This window comes from Micromonospora sp. WMMD754, from assembly GCF_049315235.1.
GTDB classification, from domain to species: domain Bacteria; phylum Actinomycetota; class Actinomycetes; order Mycobacteriales; family Micromonosporaceae; genus Micromonospora; species Micromonospora sediminicola.
Window position 1 is genome coordinate 3,967,338 of record NZ_CP186058.1, and the last position, 13,387, is coordinate 3,980,724.

The following is a 13,387-nucleotide window of genomic DNA, read 5'->3' on the forward strand; positions in this document are numbered from 1 at the left end:
AGAGCACACTCCGGGAGTGACGGGGAGTCCCGCCGGGCGCCGGCACCCGGCGGACCGGCGGTCGGAGCCGCCGCGCACCAGCGGCTTCGCTCAGCGAGCCTTCTTCGTCGCCCGCTTGCGGGGCGGGGTCAGCAGGTCGGCGATCGCGGCGACCGCGGCGGGGACCACCCGGTAGTAGGCCCACACCCCGCGCTTCTCGCGCTCCAGCAGGCCGGCCTCGGTGAGGATCCGGAGGTGATGACTCACCGTCGGCTGGGACAGCCCGAGCGGGGCGGTCAGGTCACTCACCGACGCCTCGCCCTGCGGGGCGGACTGGATGAGGCTGAGCAGCCGCAGTCGGGCCGGGTCGGCGAACGCCTTCAGCACCCCCGCGAGCCGTTCGGCGTCGGCACGCTTGATCGGCTCGCCGGACAGCGGCGAGATGGAAGGCATGGCGGTCTTGGCGGTTCCCACGCCGTCCATCGTCGCACCCGAACATCGACGACGCGGCGGAAACCGGGATCGGATCGACGTAACGGGCACATTCCTCGCCGGAGGTGAGCCGGCCTCAGGCGCGGCGCAGGACCAGGGTGGCGAAACCCAGCACGTCGCGGTATCCGCGCAGCCACTGGTCCCGGTGTTCGCGCGCGACCGCCAGCGCCTCCGCGGCGTCCGGGTGGCCCGGGTTGTCGAGCGCCCACTCGGTGAGCGACCCGACCCAGGACCACTCGTAGTGGTCCCACTCGGCGGCGTCGCTGACGTGCGCGTACACCGGGGTCCACCCGACCTCCTCGGCGACGGCCACCAGACCGGCGAGATCGGTGAAGTCCTCCGGCTTCGCGTCCAGCGCCGCCAGCGCCTGCGGGGTCGGCGGAGCCTGCCAGAAGCCCTCGCCGACCAGGAGGATCCCGTCCGGGTGCACGTGTCGCCCGGCCAGCCGCAGCGTCCCCGCGAATCCGTCGAAGACGTGCGTCGACCCGACACACATCACCAGGTCGTGGTCGCCGTCCGGCACGTACGCGCGGGCGTCGCGCTCGTGCAGCGTGAGTCGGTCGGCGAGGCCACGTTCGGCGGCGGCGGTCGCGGCGCGCTCCAGGGCGTACCGGCTGATGTCGACGCCGTCGGCGTGCCCGTCGGGGTGGTGGGCGAGGGCCTGCAACGCCCAGGCCGCCTCGCCGCAGCCGAGGTCGAGGATGCGGGCGGACGGTCGCCGGTCGGCCCGGCGCAGGAGCCGGTTGACGTTGACGCCGGAGATCGGCGCCGCGATCGGGTGGTGCGAGTGCGCGATGCTGCTGAGCCGTTGACGATCCACGGGGAGACAGTGAACACCACGACGGGACGGGCGGCATCCGGCTTTGCCCGCCGCCCGCGACCGGGCGGCCGGCGAGCACCGGCCGCCCGGTGGCCCTACCGCTTCACCAGGTTGCGCAGCGCGGCGAGCAGCGACCGGTCGCTGACCTCGGCGTAGATCTTCTTGTCCGCGCCGACCAGCACGACGTACGGGCAGGCCTGGTCGTCGCCGCCCAGGGTCTTGTCGAGCAGCCTCCGGCCGGTCGCCACCTCGTGGACCCGGAGGCGGTAGGTGGCCTTCAGCAGCGTCAACGTGTCCGGCTTCGGGTCGTCGTAGCGGCACTTGCGGATCGTCGCGCCGGTGCTCACCCGGTCGAGGCAGGCGACCATCTGCACGGTCTTCGGATCCTCCGCCGCCCAGATCCGTTCCACCTGCTTGGACAGGCCCTCGTCGTAGTAGTAGCCGTTGTCCTGGCGGCGTTGCCCGCCCGGGGTGTCACCGATGAGCAGCGCCACCGGGTGCGGGGCCTTCCCGGCCCGCTTCGGCGACTGGGGGTAGTAGAGGACGCCGTCGCACACGTTGTTCAGGTCGGTGATCTCGGCGGCGGCGAAGTCGCTGGCCTGGGGTCCCTGCGGCGCCGGCTCCGCGCTCCCGGTCGGGTCGGGCGCCGGCGGACTGCCGGCCGTGGTCGACGGCCAGGTGGCCGGCACGGGCTCGGCCGGATCGTCGGCGCCGGCGCGCAGCAGGAAGGCGCCGCCGACCAGGCCGGTGCACGCCAGTAACAGCAGGACGCCCAGCGTGACCACGGCGATGATCAGGCCACGATGGGCCCGGCCCGGTCCCGGCGGGCCGGCCCCGAACGGCGGCCCGTACGCAGGGACCGCCATCGGCGGCCCGTACGGCTGGCCGGCCGGGGGTGGCGCGTGTGGTGGTGGTGGCACCTGCGATTGCTCGGGTTGCTCCTCCGTCGATCCGAATTCCGATCCGGCCCCCGTGTCGGACATGCTCAATCCTCTTGTCGACGCTTGGCGAAGCGCGAATGTATCAACATCTCATCGACCGGGTGGGCCGCCGATCGGCGGTGGGGCGCCCGTCCCGGACCCCTGGTGATGGACCCCCACCCGGTCCCGGTCCGGGTCGTACGGCTGTCTGACCAGCAGCGCCACCAGCACCTGGATCGGCAGGTAGTAGGCGAGTTGCCGCGGTTCGGGCGTGCAGACGGACGGCAGGCAGCACAGCACCACGGCGGCCGCCCGGAAGCAGACGGGTCCGACGTCGCGGAACAGGAAGAGCACCCCGAGCGCGACCGCGAACGGCAGGACCGAGGCCAGCCCGATGTACGCGGCGGCGAGGGTCGCCTCGACCACGAACCCCTCGACGCTCGGGTCGTTCGCCAGCCGGCGGTAGCCGACGACGGTGCCGATGCCGAGGAACGCGCAGTAGAGCGCCAGGTGGACCAGGACGAAGCCGGGCAGCGGCAGCGCCTTGAGCCGCGCGAGGAGCCGGCGAGGGGGAGGAGCCGCCGAGGGCGGCGGGACGGGGGTGGGTCGACAGGTCATCGTCCTCTCCGGCGGGTCGGGAGCCAGCGGACCGTGTGGCACTCACGCTAGGCGGTCGGGCGGCCCCGCCGTCGTCCCGATTCCGGTGACCCGTTTCACCCGCCGGTCCGCGTGCTCCCGACGGTGATGACGACCTTCGCCCGCGCGTGCTCGCCCTCCAGGTAGCGGATGGCCTCCGGCACCTCGTCGAGCGGATAGGTGCGGTCGACCACCGGGGTGAGACGGCCGGCCTCGACGTGGGCGCGCAGCAGGTCGAGGTGGGGCCGGCTCGGCGTCGCGGTGAGCACGGCGACGCGGTGCCGGACCAGCGGCGCCGACAGGCGTCCGCGCGCGATCAGCCACACCGGGCCGACGAGGTTGCCGCCGCGGTAGACGCCGCCACCGGAGAGCACCAGCGTGCCGGTGGGGGTCAGCGCCCGGCGGAGCGCGCGGAGCGAGCGGTTGCCGACCAGATCGAGCAGGACGTCGTGGCGGCGCCCCTGGCGGGTGAAGTCCGCCCGGGTGTAGTCGACGACGTGATCGGCGCCGAGCGAGCGGACCAGGTCGACGTTGCGGGTGCTGCACACGCCGGTGACGGTGGCGCCGAACGCCTTGGCCAGCTGGACCGCCAGGGTGCCGACGCCGCCGGACGCCCCGTTGACGAGGACGTGGTGGCCGGGCTCGACCCGCCCGACGTCGCGCAGCCCCATCAGCGCGGTGGTGCCGGCCAGCGGCAGGGCGGCCGCCTGTTGCGGGGTGAGGTTCGTCGGCGACGGCGCGACCACGTCCTCGGGCACGCACGCGTACTCGGCGAACGCGCCGTTGGCGTCACCCAGGTCGGCGAAGACGGCGTCGCCCGGGCGGAACCTGCGCACCCGCGCGCCGACCGCCTCGACCCGGCCGGCGACGTCGCGGCCACGGATGCGGGCCCGGGGTCGGGCCGGTCCCATCGACAGGCGTGCCAGCCACGGGTCGCCCCGCACGGCGTGCCAGTCGTAGGCGTTGAGCGCGGCGGCCTCGACCCGCACCAGCACCTCGTCGGGTGCCGGCGTCGGCGTGTCGACCTCCGCGAGCGTGAGGGTCTCCGGTGGGCCGTACCGGTCCTGGACGATCGCCTTCATCGTGACTCCTCCCTCGGTGTACGGCGTACACCTGCCTTGTCAGGATGGGTGTACGGCGTACACCTGTCAAGACGGTTAGGGTGCAGACACCGCCACCGGAGGACGGGGACGAGATGGCCGAGCAGGCAGAGGTGCTGCGCCGCGCGCCGCTGAGCAGGGACCGGATCCTGCGCGCCGCCGTCGCGCTCGCCGACGGGGCCGGGATCGAGTCGCTCAGCATGCGCAACCTCGCCCAGGACCTGGGCGTCGTGCCGATGGCGCTCTACAAGCACGTGGCCAACAAGGACGAACTGCTCGACGGCATGATCGACGTCGTGGTCGGCGAGATCGAGCCGCCGGAGCCCGACACCGACTGGAAGCCCGCGCTGCGCCGCCGCGTGCTCGCGGCGCGACAGGTGATGCGTCGCCACCCCTGGGCGCCCCTCGCGATCGAGGCACGGAACATGGCGACGGCCGCCGTCCTCGCGTACCTCGACTCGGTGGTCGGGACGCTGCGGGCCGGCGGCCTCTCGGTCGACCTCACCCACCACGTGATGCACGCGATGGGCAGCCGGGTCCTGGGCTTCAGCCAGGAGCTGTTCGACGACGCCCGGCGCGCCGGGCGTTCCGGCGCCGTCGAGTCCGGCCCGCCGGCCGCCCTGCCCCCGGAGGCCGCCGCCCGCTTCCCGCACCTCGCCGCGGTCGCGGCGGCGGCGTCGCACGACGACGACTCCGTCGTGGGGTCGGGTTGCGACGACCAGTTCGAGTTCGAGTTCGCGCTGGACCTGCTGTTGGACGGCGTCGAACGGCTGCACCGGCGAGGATGGACGTCGCACGGCCGACGTTGAGCGATCCGGGGAGGGTGTGGTGACGCAGCCACGGCAGATCCTGTTCGTCCAGGGCGCCGGCGCCGGCACGCACGACGAGTGGGACGACAAGCTGGTCGACAGCCTGCGGCGGGAGCTGGGTACGGGCTACGAGATCCGCTATCCCCGCATGCCCGACGAGGACGACCCGACGTACGCCGCGTGGAGCGCGGCCGTCCGGCGGGAGCTGACCACCCTGGACGACGGCGTGATCGTCGTCGGGCACTCGGTGGGCGGGACGATCCTGGTCAACACGCTCGCCGAACGGGCGCCGGAGCGGGCACTCGGGGGAGTCGTGCTGATCGCCGCCCCGTTCGTCGGCCCGGGCGGGTGGCCCGGCGACGAGTTCACGCTGCCACCCGACCTGGGCGCGCGACTGCCACGCGACGTGCCGGTGCACGTCTTCCACGGGCTGCGCGACGAGACCGCCCCGCCGTCGCACGCCGACCTCTGGGCCGGTGCCGTCCCGCAGGCCCGGGTGCACCGGCTGCCCGGGGCGGACCACCAGATGAACGACGACCTCGGCGCGGTGGCGGAGGCGATCCGACGGTCCGAAGTGGCCTGACGGGGCATCACCGACCGTCCCGGATCGCTAGCATCTGCGGCCATGCGCACCCCCAGGAGAACCCGGGCCTGCCTGGCCACCGCCGGCCTCGCCGTCCTGATCCTCACTCCCGTGCCGGCGTACGCGGCCGAGCCCGGCACGCTCACCCTGATCGACGCCGCGCCGGACGGCGCACCCGGCAACGGTGGGGTCGGCGGCTCCGACATCTCCGACGACGGCCGATACGTGGCGTTCGCCTCGACCTCGGACAACCTGGTCCCCGGCGACGTCAACGACGCCACCGACATCTTCGTCCGGGACACGCTCACCGGCACGACCACGCTGGTGAGCGGGGGCACGGGTGGGCAGCCGGCCGACGACTGGGCCGAGTACACGGCCGCCGTCTCCGGCAACGGCCGGTACGTGGCCTTCACCTCGTACGCGTCCAACCTGGTCCCCGGCGACACCAACAACGAGCGCGACGTCTTCGTCCACGACCGCGACACCGGCGTCACCACCCGGGCCAGCGTCTTCGCGGGCGGCCGGCAGATCCGGGGCCTGAGCAGCGCCGCCACGATCTCCGACAACGGTCGCTGGGTCGCGTTCATCACGACGGCGTACGGCGAGGTCGACGACGCGGGCGCCCCGCTGAACGGTCAGGCGGCGTTCGTCCACGACACGCGGACCGGCCGGACCACCCGGGTCAGCGTCCAGGCCGACGGCGGGACGGACCTGTCGGCGTTCCAGGTCGCCATCTCGGGCAGCGGCACCAGAGTCGTGTTCAGCGGCGCCGGTGACTGGGTCGGCGACGGCGGCACCAGCACCGGCGTCTTCGTCCACGACCTCGTCTCGGGTGCCACCGTCCGGGCGAACCGACCGGCCACGGGCGACGGCCTCCTGGACGCGACGAATCCGAGCATCAACCGGGACGGCACCCGGGTCTCCTGGGAGTCGTCCTCGCCGTACGTCGCGGCGGACACCAACGACCGGGGCGACGTCTACGTCCGCGACCTGATCGCCGACACGACCACGCTGGTGACCGCCAACCGCAGGGGCACCGGCGCGGGCGACAGCTTCAGCTACTCCGGTCGGCTCACCGCCGGCGGCCGGTACGTGACGTTCTACTCCGAGGCCACGGACCTGGTCACCCGGGACGTCAACGGCAACACCAACGACGTGTTCGTGCGGGACCTCAGCACCGGCCGGACCACCGCGGTCAGCGCCGGCGCCGACGGCACGACCGGCAACCGCGCGAGCTTCGACGGGGTCGCCTCGGCCAACGGCAGCCGCGTGGTCTTCCGGTCCAGCGCCACCGACCTGGGCGTCGACCCGGGCGACGGTCACGAGCACCTCTTCGAGCGCTGCCTGCGCAACTGCTGACCGGAACGTCGTCCGAGCGGCCCGTCACCCGGTGGTGGCGGGCCGCTCGGCGTCCCAGGTGCCGCTCCGGACGCCGACGCCTGGGGCCGGCGCGCGGGCGGAGACCGACCGCGCGCCGGGCCGACGAGCACGGCGACCCGTGGTCGAAACGGGGACGGGGCGGAAGGTCGGTGAGCCGCCCGCTCTGCCGGGCCGGAGCCTCCTCCGGCTCTCTGAGCTACCGCCGTGCGCGGACAGCTTCACCGATCGGGCCCGCCCGCCGCAAGGCCATTCCTCACCGCCCCGGCGACGTCCCGGCGGACTGCGCCTGCCCGGAGAACACGCCGATCCGTCGCAGTGCCCCCGCCAGCAACGGCGAGGACACCGTCACGCCGTGCACCAGGTCCGGCGCCGGCGCCGGCAGCTCCGCCAGGTCCTGCCGGTACGGCTGCGTCCAGCCGTCCGCCTCCGGGTCGATCCCGTGCCGTCGGCACGCCTGCCGGACCAGCTCGGCGGGGCACTCGTCGTCACCCAGCACGACATCCCACGGATAGGGCAGCTCGGCCCAGACCTTGACGTCCACGTGCTGGTCGTGCCCGTCCAGCCGGTGCCACGCTGCCACATCCGACGCCACGAGTGCCGGCACCTTGCCCGGGCAACTCGCCTCCACCACGTCGTCGTACCCGAGCGCGCGGGTCAGATTCAGCCAACCGGTCCGGGCCTGGTTGAACGCCCGCGAGGCGATGTTCCAGGTCGAGGTGTCGTCACCCATTCGCATGATCATGTGGGTGGGGTCCCGGTGCGGGTCGAAGCCGGCCCGGAGCAACCGCGCCGACGCGGCGAGCTGCTCGTAGTAGCGGCCCATCAGCTCGCCGCACTGCGCGTCGTCGAGCAGGTCCAGCACCCGCCAGCGGGTGAGCACCGAGGCCAGCACCCGGGGCCGCAGCGTCGGCGCGGCCAGCGCCCCGGACAGCAACTCCTCCGCCAACGTGTCCATCGGCCGGGTCTGACGCCCCGACGTGAACCGCGTCCGCATGGCCAACCGGGCCACGTAGTAGGCGGTGAAGGCGGCAGTGGCCGGACATGCGACGAAGTCCTCCTCGGTCACCAGGTGCGCCAGCCGCGCCTTGCCGAACGCCACCGCGGCCTCCCGGTCGCGTTCGGCGGCCAGGACGTCGGTGCGCTGTTGCAGGTGCAGCACGACCCGGACCGCGCGCCGGTACGCCCGGACCGACACACCCGGCAGGCGCTCCCGGCGCGTGGCGGCATCCATCCGATCCCGCGCGTCGACGTGCCCACCCCGCTCGCCCCGTGCGCCCCGTGGCTTCCCGCGACGGTGGTACGTGCCGCCGGACCAGGTCACCGCCGCCGGCCGGCGTGGGACTCTCGAACGGGTCGGCGGCGGCTCGTCGTCGGGCAGGCCGAGCAGCGCCAGCGCCGCACCGAGCCACTCGCGCAGGGACGCCGGATCGGCCGGGTCCGCGTCCCGGGGGACCGGACGTCCCGCGTCGACCGCGACCGTCGTGACGGCGACGGCGGCCGTCGCGTACGCCCGCGCGAGCCCTGGATGGTGCCGCCAGGTCGTTGGCATCGACGAACCCACCGGGCCCTCCCACCGCGTCCACGGCTCCGCCGCTCGTCGGGCCCGCTCGTGGCGCATCATCGCGTAGAGGTCACGGGCGCCCGCCGCGCTCAACCACCGCTCCGCCCCGAGTTCCACGAGGTCGAGCACGACGTCCTGCGGTGGCCGACGCTCGCGGAGCCCGCGGTGCAGCCGGCGCAGGATCTCGATCTCCGAGCGCTTCTCGGCTGCCACCGGGTCACCTCGCCTCTCCCACGACCGCCTCGTGGGCGCGACCGGCCCCCGAGCGCCGGTCAGGCAGACCAGCCGGCCAGTATCAGCTCGGCCCACGTGGGACGTCCAGCGATTTCGGCTCGCTCGCCGCTGTGCCGCAGGGGGCGGCGCACTCGTCGACCCGGGGAGTCGTCTCCCGCAATTCCTATGGAAATTGCGGATTTTCAGCCGACTCCCAGGTTGTCGGGATTGACATTAATTGGACGGTCGGGGATATTCCTAGCGGCGCGTCGGGGCGCAGGCGGAGCAGGCGGGGACTGCGGATCCCACCTGCGCGACGCGCGCGGAAAACGCCGTGTTGCCCCTGCGCCGCAGGGTGCGGATTGGGTTTGGAAAAGTGATCAATCGCGCTGTCGAATTTGCCAAGCACAATACGCCGAATTCCATGCGCGTCGCGGCCCGGCGGGCGCAGATGGACGCGCGCAACGCGCGCATGCGGCTTTCCGTTCCGGTGGTCGCCCGAAATGAATTCGACAACATCTTCCACTGCACCGTCCGGAAGACCGGCAGTCAGTGGATCAAGGCGTTGTTCAGCGATCCGACCGTCTACCGGCACTCCGGTCTGCTGCCCTACGACCCGCGCTTCTACAAGGGCGGCGCCACCGCGCCCGTCCCGGCCGGCCGGGTGGGCCTGGCCATCTTCCTCTCCCACAAGCGTTTCGAGGCCGTCCCGAAGGCCGGCACGTACCGGGCGTTCTTCGTGATCCGCGACCCGCGTGACGTGGTCGTGTCGAGCTACTTCTCGCTGCGGAACTCGCACGCCCCGATGGGTGACATCCCGCAGGCCCGCAAGGCCCTTCAGGAACTGCCGAAGAAGGAGGGGATGCTGTACGTCATCGACCGCCTCCGGGACAAGAAGCAGTTCGGGCAGATGCGGTCCTGGGCGGTGGCGCCGCCGTCCGAGACGTTCCGCCTGTTCCGCTACGAGGACCTGACCGGCGAGGGGCAGGCGGAGGAGGTCGACCGTCTGATGCGCCACTGCGGGATCGTCCTGCCGCCGTCCGAGCTGCAGGCGCTCCTGGCCCGCTACAGCTTCACGAAGATGAAGAAGGACAAGGAGACCCCCGGGCGCATCTCCCACTACCGCAAGGGCGCGGCCGGGGACTGGCGCAACCACTTCGACGACGACATCCACGCCGCCTACCTCCGGGCGGCCGGTGACCTCGCCGAGGTGCTCGGCTACCCCTCCCGGGACGGGGCGACCGACCGGCGCAACGGCCAGGAGCCGGCCGCCCGGTAGGGCGACGACGCGGCGACGGCCGCCGTATCCTCCTGCCGTGGAGCTGCGGTTCACCACCCGGGCGTCCGACTCCGCGTGGGTCGACACCGTCTGGACCTGCGCGAGCGACCGGGTCGCGGAGATGACCTCGGTGGCGACCCCGTGCTGGGGGTTGGTCTTCTGGCAGCGCGACGGGCGGGCGTACGCGAGCGTCTCCGGTCCGGAGACCGGCACCGGCACGGCGCCGGTGCCGGAGGGCGCGACCTTCGTCGGCATCGAGTTCGCCGTGGGCACGGCGCTGCGGATCGTTCCCACGCCGGCCCTGGTGAACCGCGGCGCCGAGCTGCCCGACGTCACCCGCCACACGTTCCGGCTCGACGGCGCCCGGTGGGAGACGCCCGGCCCGGACGACGCGGAAGCCCTGGTCGACCGGCTCGTGCGGGCCGGCGCGGTGGTCCGGGACCCGCTGGTGGCCGAGGTGCGTCGGGGCGACCCGCCGTACGCCTCCCCGCGTACCGTGGAGCGCCGGTTCCGGGCCGCGACCGGACTGACCCAGGGCGCGGTCCGGCAGATCGAGCGGGCCCGCGAGGCCGCCGCGCTGCTGGCCGCCGGCATCCCGGTCGCCGAGGCGGTGGTGCGGCTCGCGTACGTCGACGAGCCGCACCTGGCCCGCGCGCTGCGCCGCTACGTGGGGCGCACGGCGCGGCAGCTACGCGCGGGCGACGGCGGCGCGATCGCCCTGGACCTCGGTCAGCGGGTGACGTCGTAGATCAGCTTGACGATGCCGTTCGGGTAGGTGGCGGAGTCCCGCAGCCGCAGCAGCTGCTTGTCCCGGTCGGCCTGGCCGAACAGGCTCTTGCCGGCGCCGAGGAGCACCGGGAAGACGAGCAGGTGGTAGCGGTCGATCAGGCCGGCCTCGGACAGGCGGCGGGCGAGTTCCGCGCTGCCGTGGATGAAGATGGCGCCGCCCTCGCCCCGCTTCAGCGCGGCGACGTCGTCGGTCGAGCGCAGGACCGTCGTGGGGCCCCAGCCGTCGACCAGGGCGTCCTCGGCCAGGCCGGTGGAGACCACGTACTTCGGCAGCTCCCGGTAGGGGGCGTGGTCCTCCGAGTCGCGCCAGGTCGGCGCGAACGCCTCGTAGCTGCGCCGGCCGAACATCAGCGCCGTGGTGTCCGCGAGTTCCTCGCCCTTGAGCGAGAAGGCCTCCGGCGAGAACTCGATGTCCTTGACCACCCACCCGCCGCTGCGGTGGTCCTCGCCCGGCCCGCCGCCGGGGGAGTCCACGACGCCGTCCAGGGACATGAAACCGGTGTACACAAGATCACGCATGCGGCCATGCTAGGAATCCGCGCACGCCCCTGTCTTGTACGGAAACGACAGTCGCGTGCCAGGATCCGTGGCGTGAAACGTGACCATCTCGCGCGTCAGGTCGTGGCCACCGCCCGACTCACCGGTGACTTCACCCTGCGGTCCGGCCGGGTCGCCCACGAATACTTCGACAAGTATCAGTTCGAGGCGGACCCGGTGCTGCTGGACGGGCTCGCGGAGCGGATGGCCGACCTGGTGCCGGACGGGACCGAGGTGCTGGCCGGCCTGGAGATGGGGGGCATCGCGGTGGTGACCGCGCTGGGTCGCCACACCGGCCTGCCCTGCGCGTTCGTGCGCAAGACGGCGAAGTCCTACGGGACGGCCCGCCTGGCCGAGGGCGCGGCGGTGAACGGCCGGACCGTGCTCGTGGTGGAGGACGTGGTGACCTCGGGCGGGCAGGTCGTGCTCTCCACCCGGGACCTGCGCGACCTGGGCGCCCGGGTCGACGCCGCCGTCTGTGTGATCGATCGCCAGGAGGGCGGGGCGGAGGCGTTGGCCGCCGAGGGCGTCACGCTGCACGCGTTGTTCACCCGCGCGGATCTCGACCGGAGCGGGCGGACACCGGCGTCGTGACCACGGGCGAGCGGTCGGGAGCGCCCGGCGAGGGGGGTGACGGCCGGCGGCCGGCGTGGGCCGGTGGCTTCCGGTCGCTGGTCGGGGGCGGCATCGCGGTCGCGGTCGCGCTGGTGATCCTCGACCCGGTCCTCGACGCGCGGGACTGCCCCAACTACGGCGGGAGCGGGAACGCGAGCGCTTTCGGCGACGAGCGGTACGACCTCGCGTTCCTGCTGGTCCTCCTCGCCTGGCTGGCGGCGGTGCTGGTGGAGCAGGCGTTGCCGGTGGCCTGGCGGAACCGGGGCGCGGGGGAGGTGGCGCTGCGGGCCGTCGCCGCCGTCCTGCTGGCCCTGACCGTTGCCTGTTGCCTCGCCGCGAGGCTGCTCACGGTCTGCCACTGAGGCAGGCCCCGAGCAGCCGGGTCGGTGCGGGTCAGGGCAGCGGGACCACGTAGGAGTCGACGCGGGCGATGAGGCCGTCGCGGAAGGTGAACAGGTCGTTGAAGGCGAAGCGGAACGGCCCGTGCTCGACGCTGATCCCCCGACCCTCGCCGGTGGCCACGACGACCGGACCGTCCTCGTGCACCCGCTGGACGTCGAGTCGTGGGCTGCCGGTGAAGGCCGGGTTCTCGATCTCACCGTCGAACTCCGCCCGGCCCCGGGTGGTGCGGTGGCCGTGGATGACCCACTCCACGTCCTCGGTGAGCGTCGCGAGGATGCGTCGGTGGTCGCTCGCCCGGAAGCCGGCGAAATACTCGGCGACCAGGTCACGCTGGCTCGGTCGGGACATTCTCGTCACCTTTCTCGGATGGCTCGTCGTCGCGCAGGTGGGCGGCGAGGGCGTCCAGGATCGCGGCGAGCCCGTCGGCCGCCTGGTCGGTGCGGAGCGCGGGAGGTAGCCGTCGCTGGTGGACGGTGAGTTCCGTGCCGTCGCCGGCGGGCCGGAGCGTGACGGTCGTGCGCAGGCCGGTGACCGGCTCGTCGAAGACGAGTTCGCGCGGCGCGGTGACGCTCACGTAGACGAAGCGGAGTCGACGGGTCCGGCCGTCCGGCGCGCGGGTGTCCAGCGCGAACTCCCCGCCGGGACGCAGGTCGACGGTCACCGACCCGGGCGGCACGGTGGCGTGCGAGCCGCCCCAGAACGCCGCGATGCTCGCCGGCGAGGTGAAGGCCGCCCAGACCCGGTCGGGCCCGGCCGTGAGGCGGCGGTGGGCGATCAGCTCGTCGCCGTGCCGCTCGGCGCGGGCGGTCATCGCGGGTCCGTCCGGCCGCCCAGGTGGGCGTCGAGGGCGTCGAGCCGGTCGTTCCACGTCCGGCGCTGGTCGTCGATCCAGGTGCCGAGCAGCGCGAGCTGGTCGACCCGGAGCCGACACGGCCGCCGGGTGCCGTCGCGTCGTTGCTCGACCAGGCCGCAGCGCCGCAGCACCCCGACGTGGTGCGAGATCGCCTGCGGGGTCAGGTCGAACGGCTCGGCCAGCTCGCCCACGGTGGCCTCGCCGCGGGCGAGCCGGGTGACCAGCGCGCGACGCACCGGGTCGCCGAGGGCGGCGAAGGCGTGGTCGAGGTCCGGATCCGACGTGGCGGGGGAGGGCATGCCGTCACCGTACAACAAACGCCCGTTTGCGCAAGCACATGTTTTCCTATCGAGTTCGGCGTGGCGCCAGGCGCCGCCGGCGCGTTGGGACAGCAGGTGCCGGTTTCGCGCGCAGCGGCA

Annotated in this window: 17 protein-coding genes; 7 read left to right on the forward strand and 10 right to left on the reverse strand. The window is 73.5% G+C overall.

What is annotated here, in order from left to right:
* Positions 1 to 90 precede the first annotated feature (90 nt).
* The 5 genes from ACN27B_RS19330 to ACN27B_RS19350 form a co-directional block, all read right to left on the reverse strand.
* Positions 91 to 462, reverse strand: a complete 372-nt coding sequence (locus tag ACN27B_RS19330) for an ArsR/SmtB family transcription factor (RefSeq protein ID WP_091578905.1) — start codon at positions 460 to 462, stop codon at positions 91 to 93.
* A gap of 85 nt (positions 463 to 547) precedes the next feature.
* The gene (locus ACN27B_RS19335; RefSeq protein WP_099161813.1) at positions 548 to 1,291 is read right to left on the reverse strand and encodes an SAM-dependent methyltransferase; all 744 of its coding nucleotides are present in this window, start codon (positions 1,289 to 1,291) and stop codon (positions 548 to 550) included.
* 95 nt (positions 1,292 to 1,386) lie between these two features.
* Entirely contained in the window at positions 1,387 to 2,157 is a 771-nt protein-coding gene (locus ACN27B_RS19340) for a hypothetical protein (RefSeq protein WP_422741170.1), read from the reverse strand.
* A 165-nt stretch (positions 2,158 to 2,322) separates the two neighbouring features.
* Positions 2,323 to 2,829 carry a hypothetical protein gene (locus tag ACN27B_RS19345; RefSeq protein WP_422741171.1) on the reverse strand — a complete coding sequence of 169 codons (507 nt, stop codon included), beginning with the start codon at positions 2,827 to 2,829 and terminating at the stop codon, positions 2,323 to 2,325.
* 95 nt (positions 2,830 to 2,924) lie between these two features.
* Entirely contained in the window at positions 2,925 to 3,929 is a 1,005-nt protein-coding gene (locus ACN27B_RS19350) for an NAD(P)-dependent alcohol dehydrogenase (RefSeq protein ID WP_422741172.1), read from the reverse strand.
* 113 nt (positions 3,930 to 4,042) lie between these two features.
* Between ACN27B_RS19350 and ACN27B_RS19355 the strand changes: the two genes are divergently transcribed.
* The 3 genes from ACN27B_RS19355 to ACN27B_RS19365 are packed head-to-tail and all read left to right on the forward strand — an operon-like array spanning position 4,043 to position 6,698.
* Complete coding sequence (locus ACN27B_RS19355; protein WP_422741173.1) at positions 4,043 to 4,756, forward strand: TetR/AcrR family transcriptional regulator; 714 nt, start codon at positions 4,043 to 4,045, stop codon at positions 4,754 to 4,756.
* Positions 4,757 to 4,775: 19 nt separating this feature from the next.
* Positions 4,776 to 5,339, forward strand: a complete 564-nt coding sequence (locus ACN27B_RS19360; RefSeq protein WP_099164690.1) for an alpha/beta fold hydrolase — start codon at positions 4,776 to 4,778, stop codon at positions 5,337 to 5,339.
* A 42-nt stretch (positions 5,340 to 5,381) separates the two neighbouring features.
* On the forward strand, positions 5,382 to 6,698 hold the full coding sequence (locus ACN27B_RS19365; protein WP_422741174.1) for a hypothetical protein: 1,317 nt from the start codon (positions 5,382 to 5,384) through the stop codon (positions 6,696 to 6,698).
* A 274-nt stretch (positions 6,699 to 6,972) separates the two neighbouring features.
* Here ACN27B_RS19365 and ACN27B_RS19370 read toward each other — a convergent pair whose 3' ends face one another.
* Positions 6,973 to 8,493 carry a hypothetical protein gene (locus tag ACN27B_RS19370; RefSeq protein WP_422741175.1) on the reverse strand — a complete coding sequence of 507 codons (1,521 nt, stop codon included), beginning with the start codon at positions 8,491 to 8,493 and terminating at the stop codon, positions 6,973 to 6,975.
* A gap of 376 nt (positions 8,494 to 8,869) precedes the next feature.
* On the opposite strand from ACN27B_RS19370, the gene ACN27B_RS19375 reads away from it, so the two are divergent.
* The gene (locus ACN27B_RS19375; RefSeq protein ID WP_099161808.1) at positions 8,870 to 9,772 is read left to right on the forward strand and encodes a sulfotransferase domain-containing protein; all 903 of its coding nucleotides are present in this window, start codon (positions 8,870 to 8,872) and stop codon (positions 9,770 to 9,772) included.
* A gap of 37 nt (positions 9,773 to 9,809) precedes the next feature.
* Positions 9,810 to 10,520: a helix-turn-helix domain-containing protein gene (locus tag ACN27B_RS19380; protein WP_422741176.1), complete on the forward strand. Its 711-nt coding sequence runs from the start codon at positions 9,810 to 9,812 to the stop codon at positions 10,518 to 10,520.
* Here ACN27B_RS19380 and ACN27B_RS19385 read toward each other — a convergent pair.
* The gene (locus ACN27B_RS19385) at positions 10,502 to 11,080 is read right to left on the reverse strand and encodes a dihydrofolate reductase family protein (protein WP_099161806.1); all 579 of its coding nucleotides are present in this window, start codon (positions 11,078 to 11,080) and stop codon (positions 10,502 to 10,504) included. The genes ACN27B_RS19380 and ACN27B_RS19385 overlap by 19 nt on opposite strands.
* A gap of 72 nt (positions 11,081 to 11,152) precedes the next feature.
* On the opposite strand from ACN27B_RS19385, the gene ACN27B_RS19390 reads away from it, so the two are divergent.
* On the forward strand, positions 11,153 to 11,692 hold the full coding sequence (locus ACN27B_RS19390) for an orotate phosphoribosyltransferase (RefSeq protein WP_253866591.1): 540 nt from the start codon (positions 11,153 to 11,155) through the stop codon (positions 11,690 to 11,692).
* The gene (locus ACN27B_RS19395) at positions 11,689 to 12,075 is read left to right on the forward strand and encodes a hypothetical protein (RefSeq protein WP_422741177.1); all 387 of its coding nucleotides are present in this window, start codon (positions 11,689 to 11,691) and stop codon (positions 12,073 to 12,075) included. The genes ACN27B_RS19390 and ACN27B_RS19395 overlap by 4 nt, the downstream gene beginning before the upstream one ends.
* Positions 12,076 to 12,106: 31 nt before the next feature.
* Here ACN27B_RS19395 and ACN27B_RS19400 read toward each other — a convergent pair whose 3' ends face one another.
* Genes ACN27B_RS19400 through ACN27B_RS19410 form a run of 3 tightly spaced genes read right to left on the reverse strand, consistent with a single transcriptional unit; the run spans position 12,107 to position 13,267 of the window.
* The gene (locus ACN27B_RS19400; protein WP_099161803.1) at positions 12,107 to 12,463 is read right to left on the reverse strand and encodes a nuclear transport factor 2 family protein; all 357 of its coding nucleotides are present in this window, start codon (positions 12,461 to 12,463) and stop codon (positions 12,107 to 12,109) included.
* On the reverse strand, positions 12,441 to 12,926 hold the full coding sequence (locus ACN27B_RS19405; RefSeq protein ID WP_422741178.1) for an SRPBCC family protein: 486 nt from the start codon (positions 12,924 to 12,926) through the stop codon (positions 12,441 to 12,443). The genes ACN27B_RS19400 and ACN27B_RS19405 overlap by 23 nt, the downstream gene beginning before the upstream one ends.
* Positions 12,923 to 13,267 carry an ArsR/SmtB family transcription factor gene (locus tag ACN27B_RS19410; RefSeq protein WP_099164689.1) on the reverse strand — a complete coding sequence of 115 codons (345 nt, stop codon included), beginning with the start codon at positions 13,265 to 13,267 and terminating at the stop codon, positions 12,923 to 12,925. The genes ACN27B_RS19405 and ACN27B_RS19410 overlap by 4 nt, the downstream gene beginning before the upstream one ends.
* Positions 13,268 to 13,387 lie beyond the last annotated feature (120 nt).

Excerpts from the sequence above, each read along its gene's own strand:
- ACN27B_RS19330 (WP_091578905.1), bottom strand. The coding sequence starts at position 462 with ATGGACGGCGTGGGAACCGCCAAGACCGCCATGCCTTCCATCTCGCCG.
- ACN27B_RS19340 (WP_422741170.1), bottom strand. The coding sequence starts at position 2,157 with ATGGCGGTCCCTGCGTACGGGCCGCCGTTCGGGGCCGGCCCGCCGGGA.
- ACN27B_RS19345 (WP_422741171.1), bottom strand. The coding sequence starts at position 2,829 with ATGACCTGTCGACCCACCCCCGTCCCGCCGCCCTCGGCGGCTCCTCCC.
- ACN27B_RS19350 (WP_422741172.1), bottom strand. The coding sequence starts at position 3,929 with ATGAAGGCGATCGTCCAGGACCGGTACGGCCCACCGGAGACCCTCACG.
- ACN27B_RS19355 (WP_422741173.1), top strand. The coding sequence starts at position 4,043 with ATGGCCGAGCAGGCAGAGGTGCTGCGCCGCGCGCCGCTGAGCAGGGAC.
- ACN27B_RS19365 (WP_422741174.1), top strand. The coding sequence starts at position 5,382 with ATGCGCACCCCCAGGAGAACCCGGGCCTGCCTGGCCACCGCCGGCCTC.
- ACN27B_RS19385 (WP_099161806.1), bottom strand. The coding sequence starts at position 11,080 with ATGCGTGATCTTGTGTACACCGGTTTCATGTCCCTGGACGGCGTCGTG.
- ACN27B_RS19400 (WP_099161803.1), bottom strand. The coding sequence starts at position 12,463 with ATGTCCCGACCGAGCCAGCGTGACCTGGTCGCCGAGTATTTCGCCGGC.
- ACN27B_RS19405 (WP_422741178.1), bottom strand. The coding sequence starts at position 12,926 with ATGACCGCCCGCGCCGAGCGGCACGGCGACGAGCTGATCGCCCACCGC.
- ACN27B_RS19410 (WP_099164689.1), bottom strand. The coding sequence starts at position 13,267 with ATGCCCTCCCCCGCCACGTCGGATCCGGACCTCGACCACGCCTTCGCC.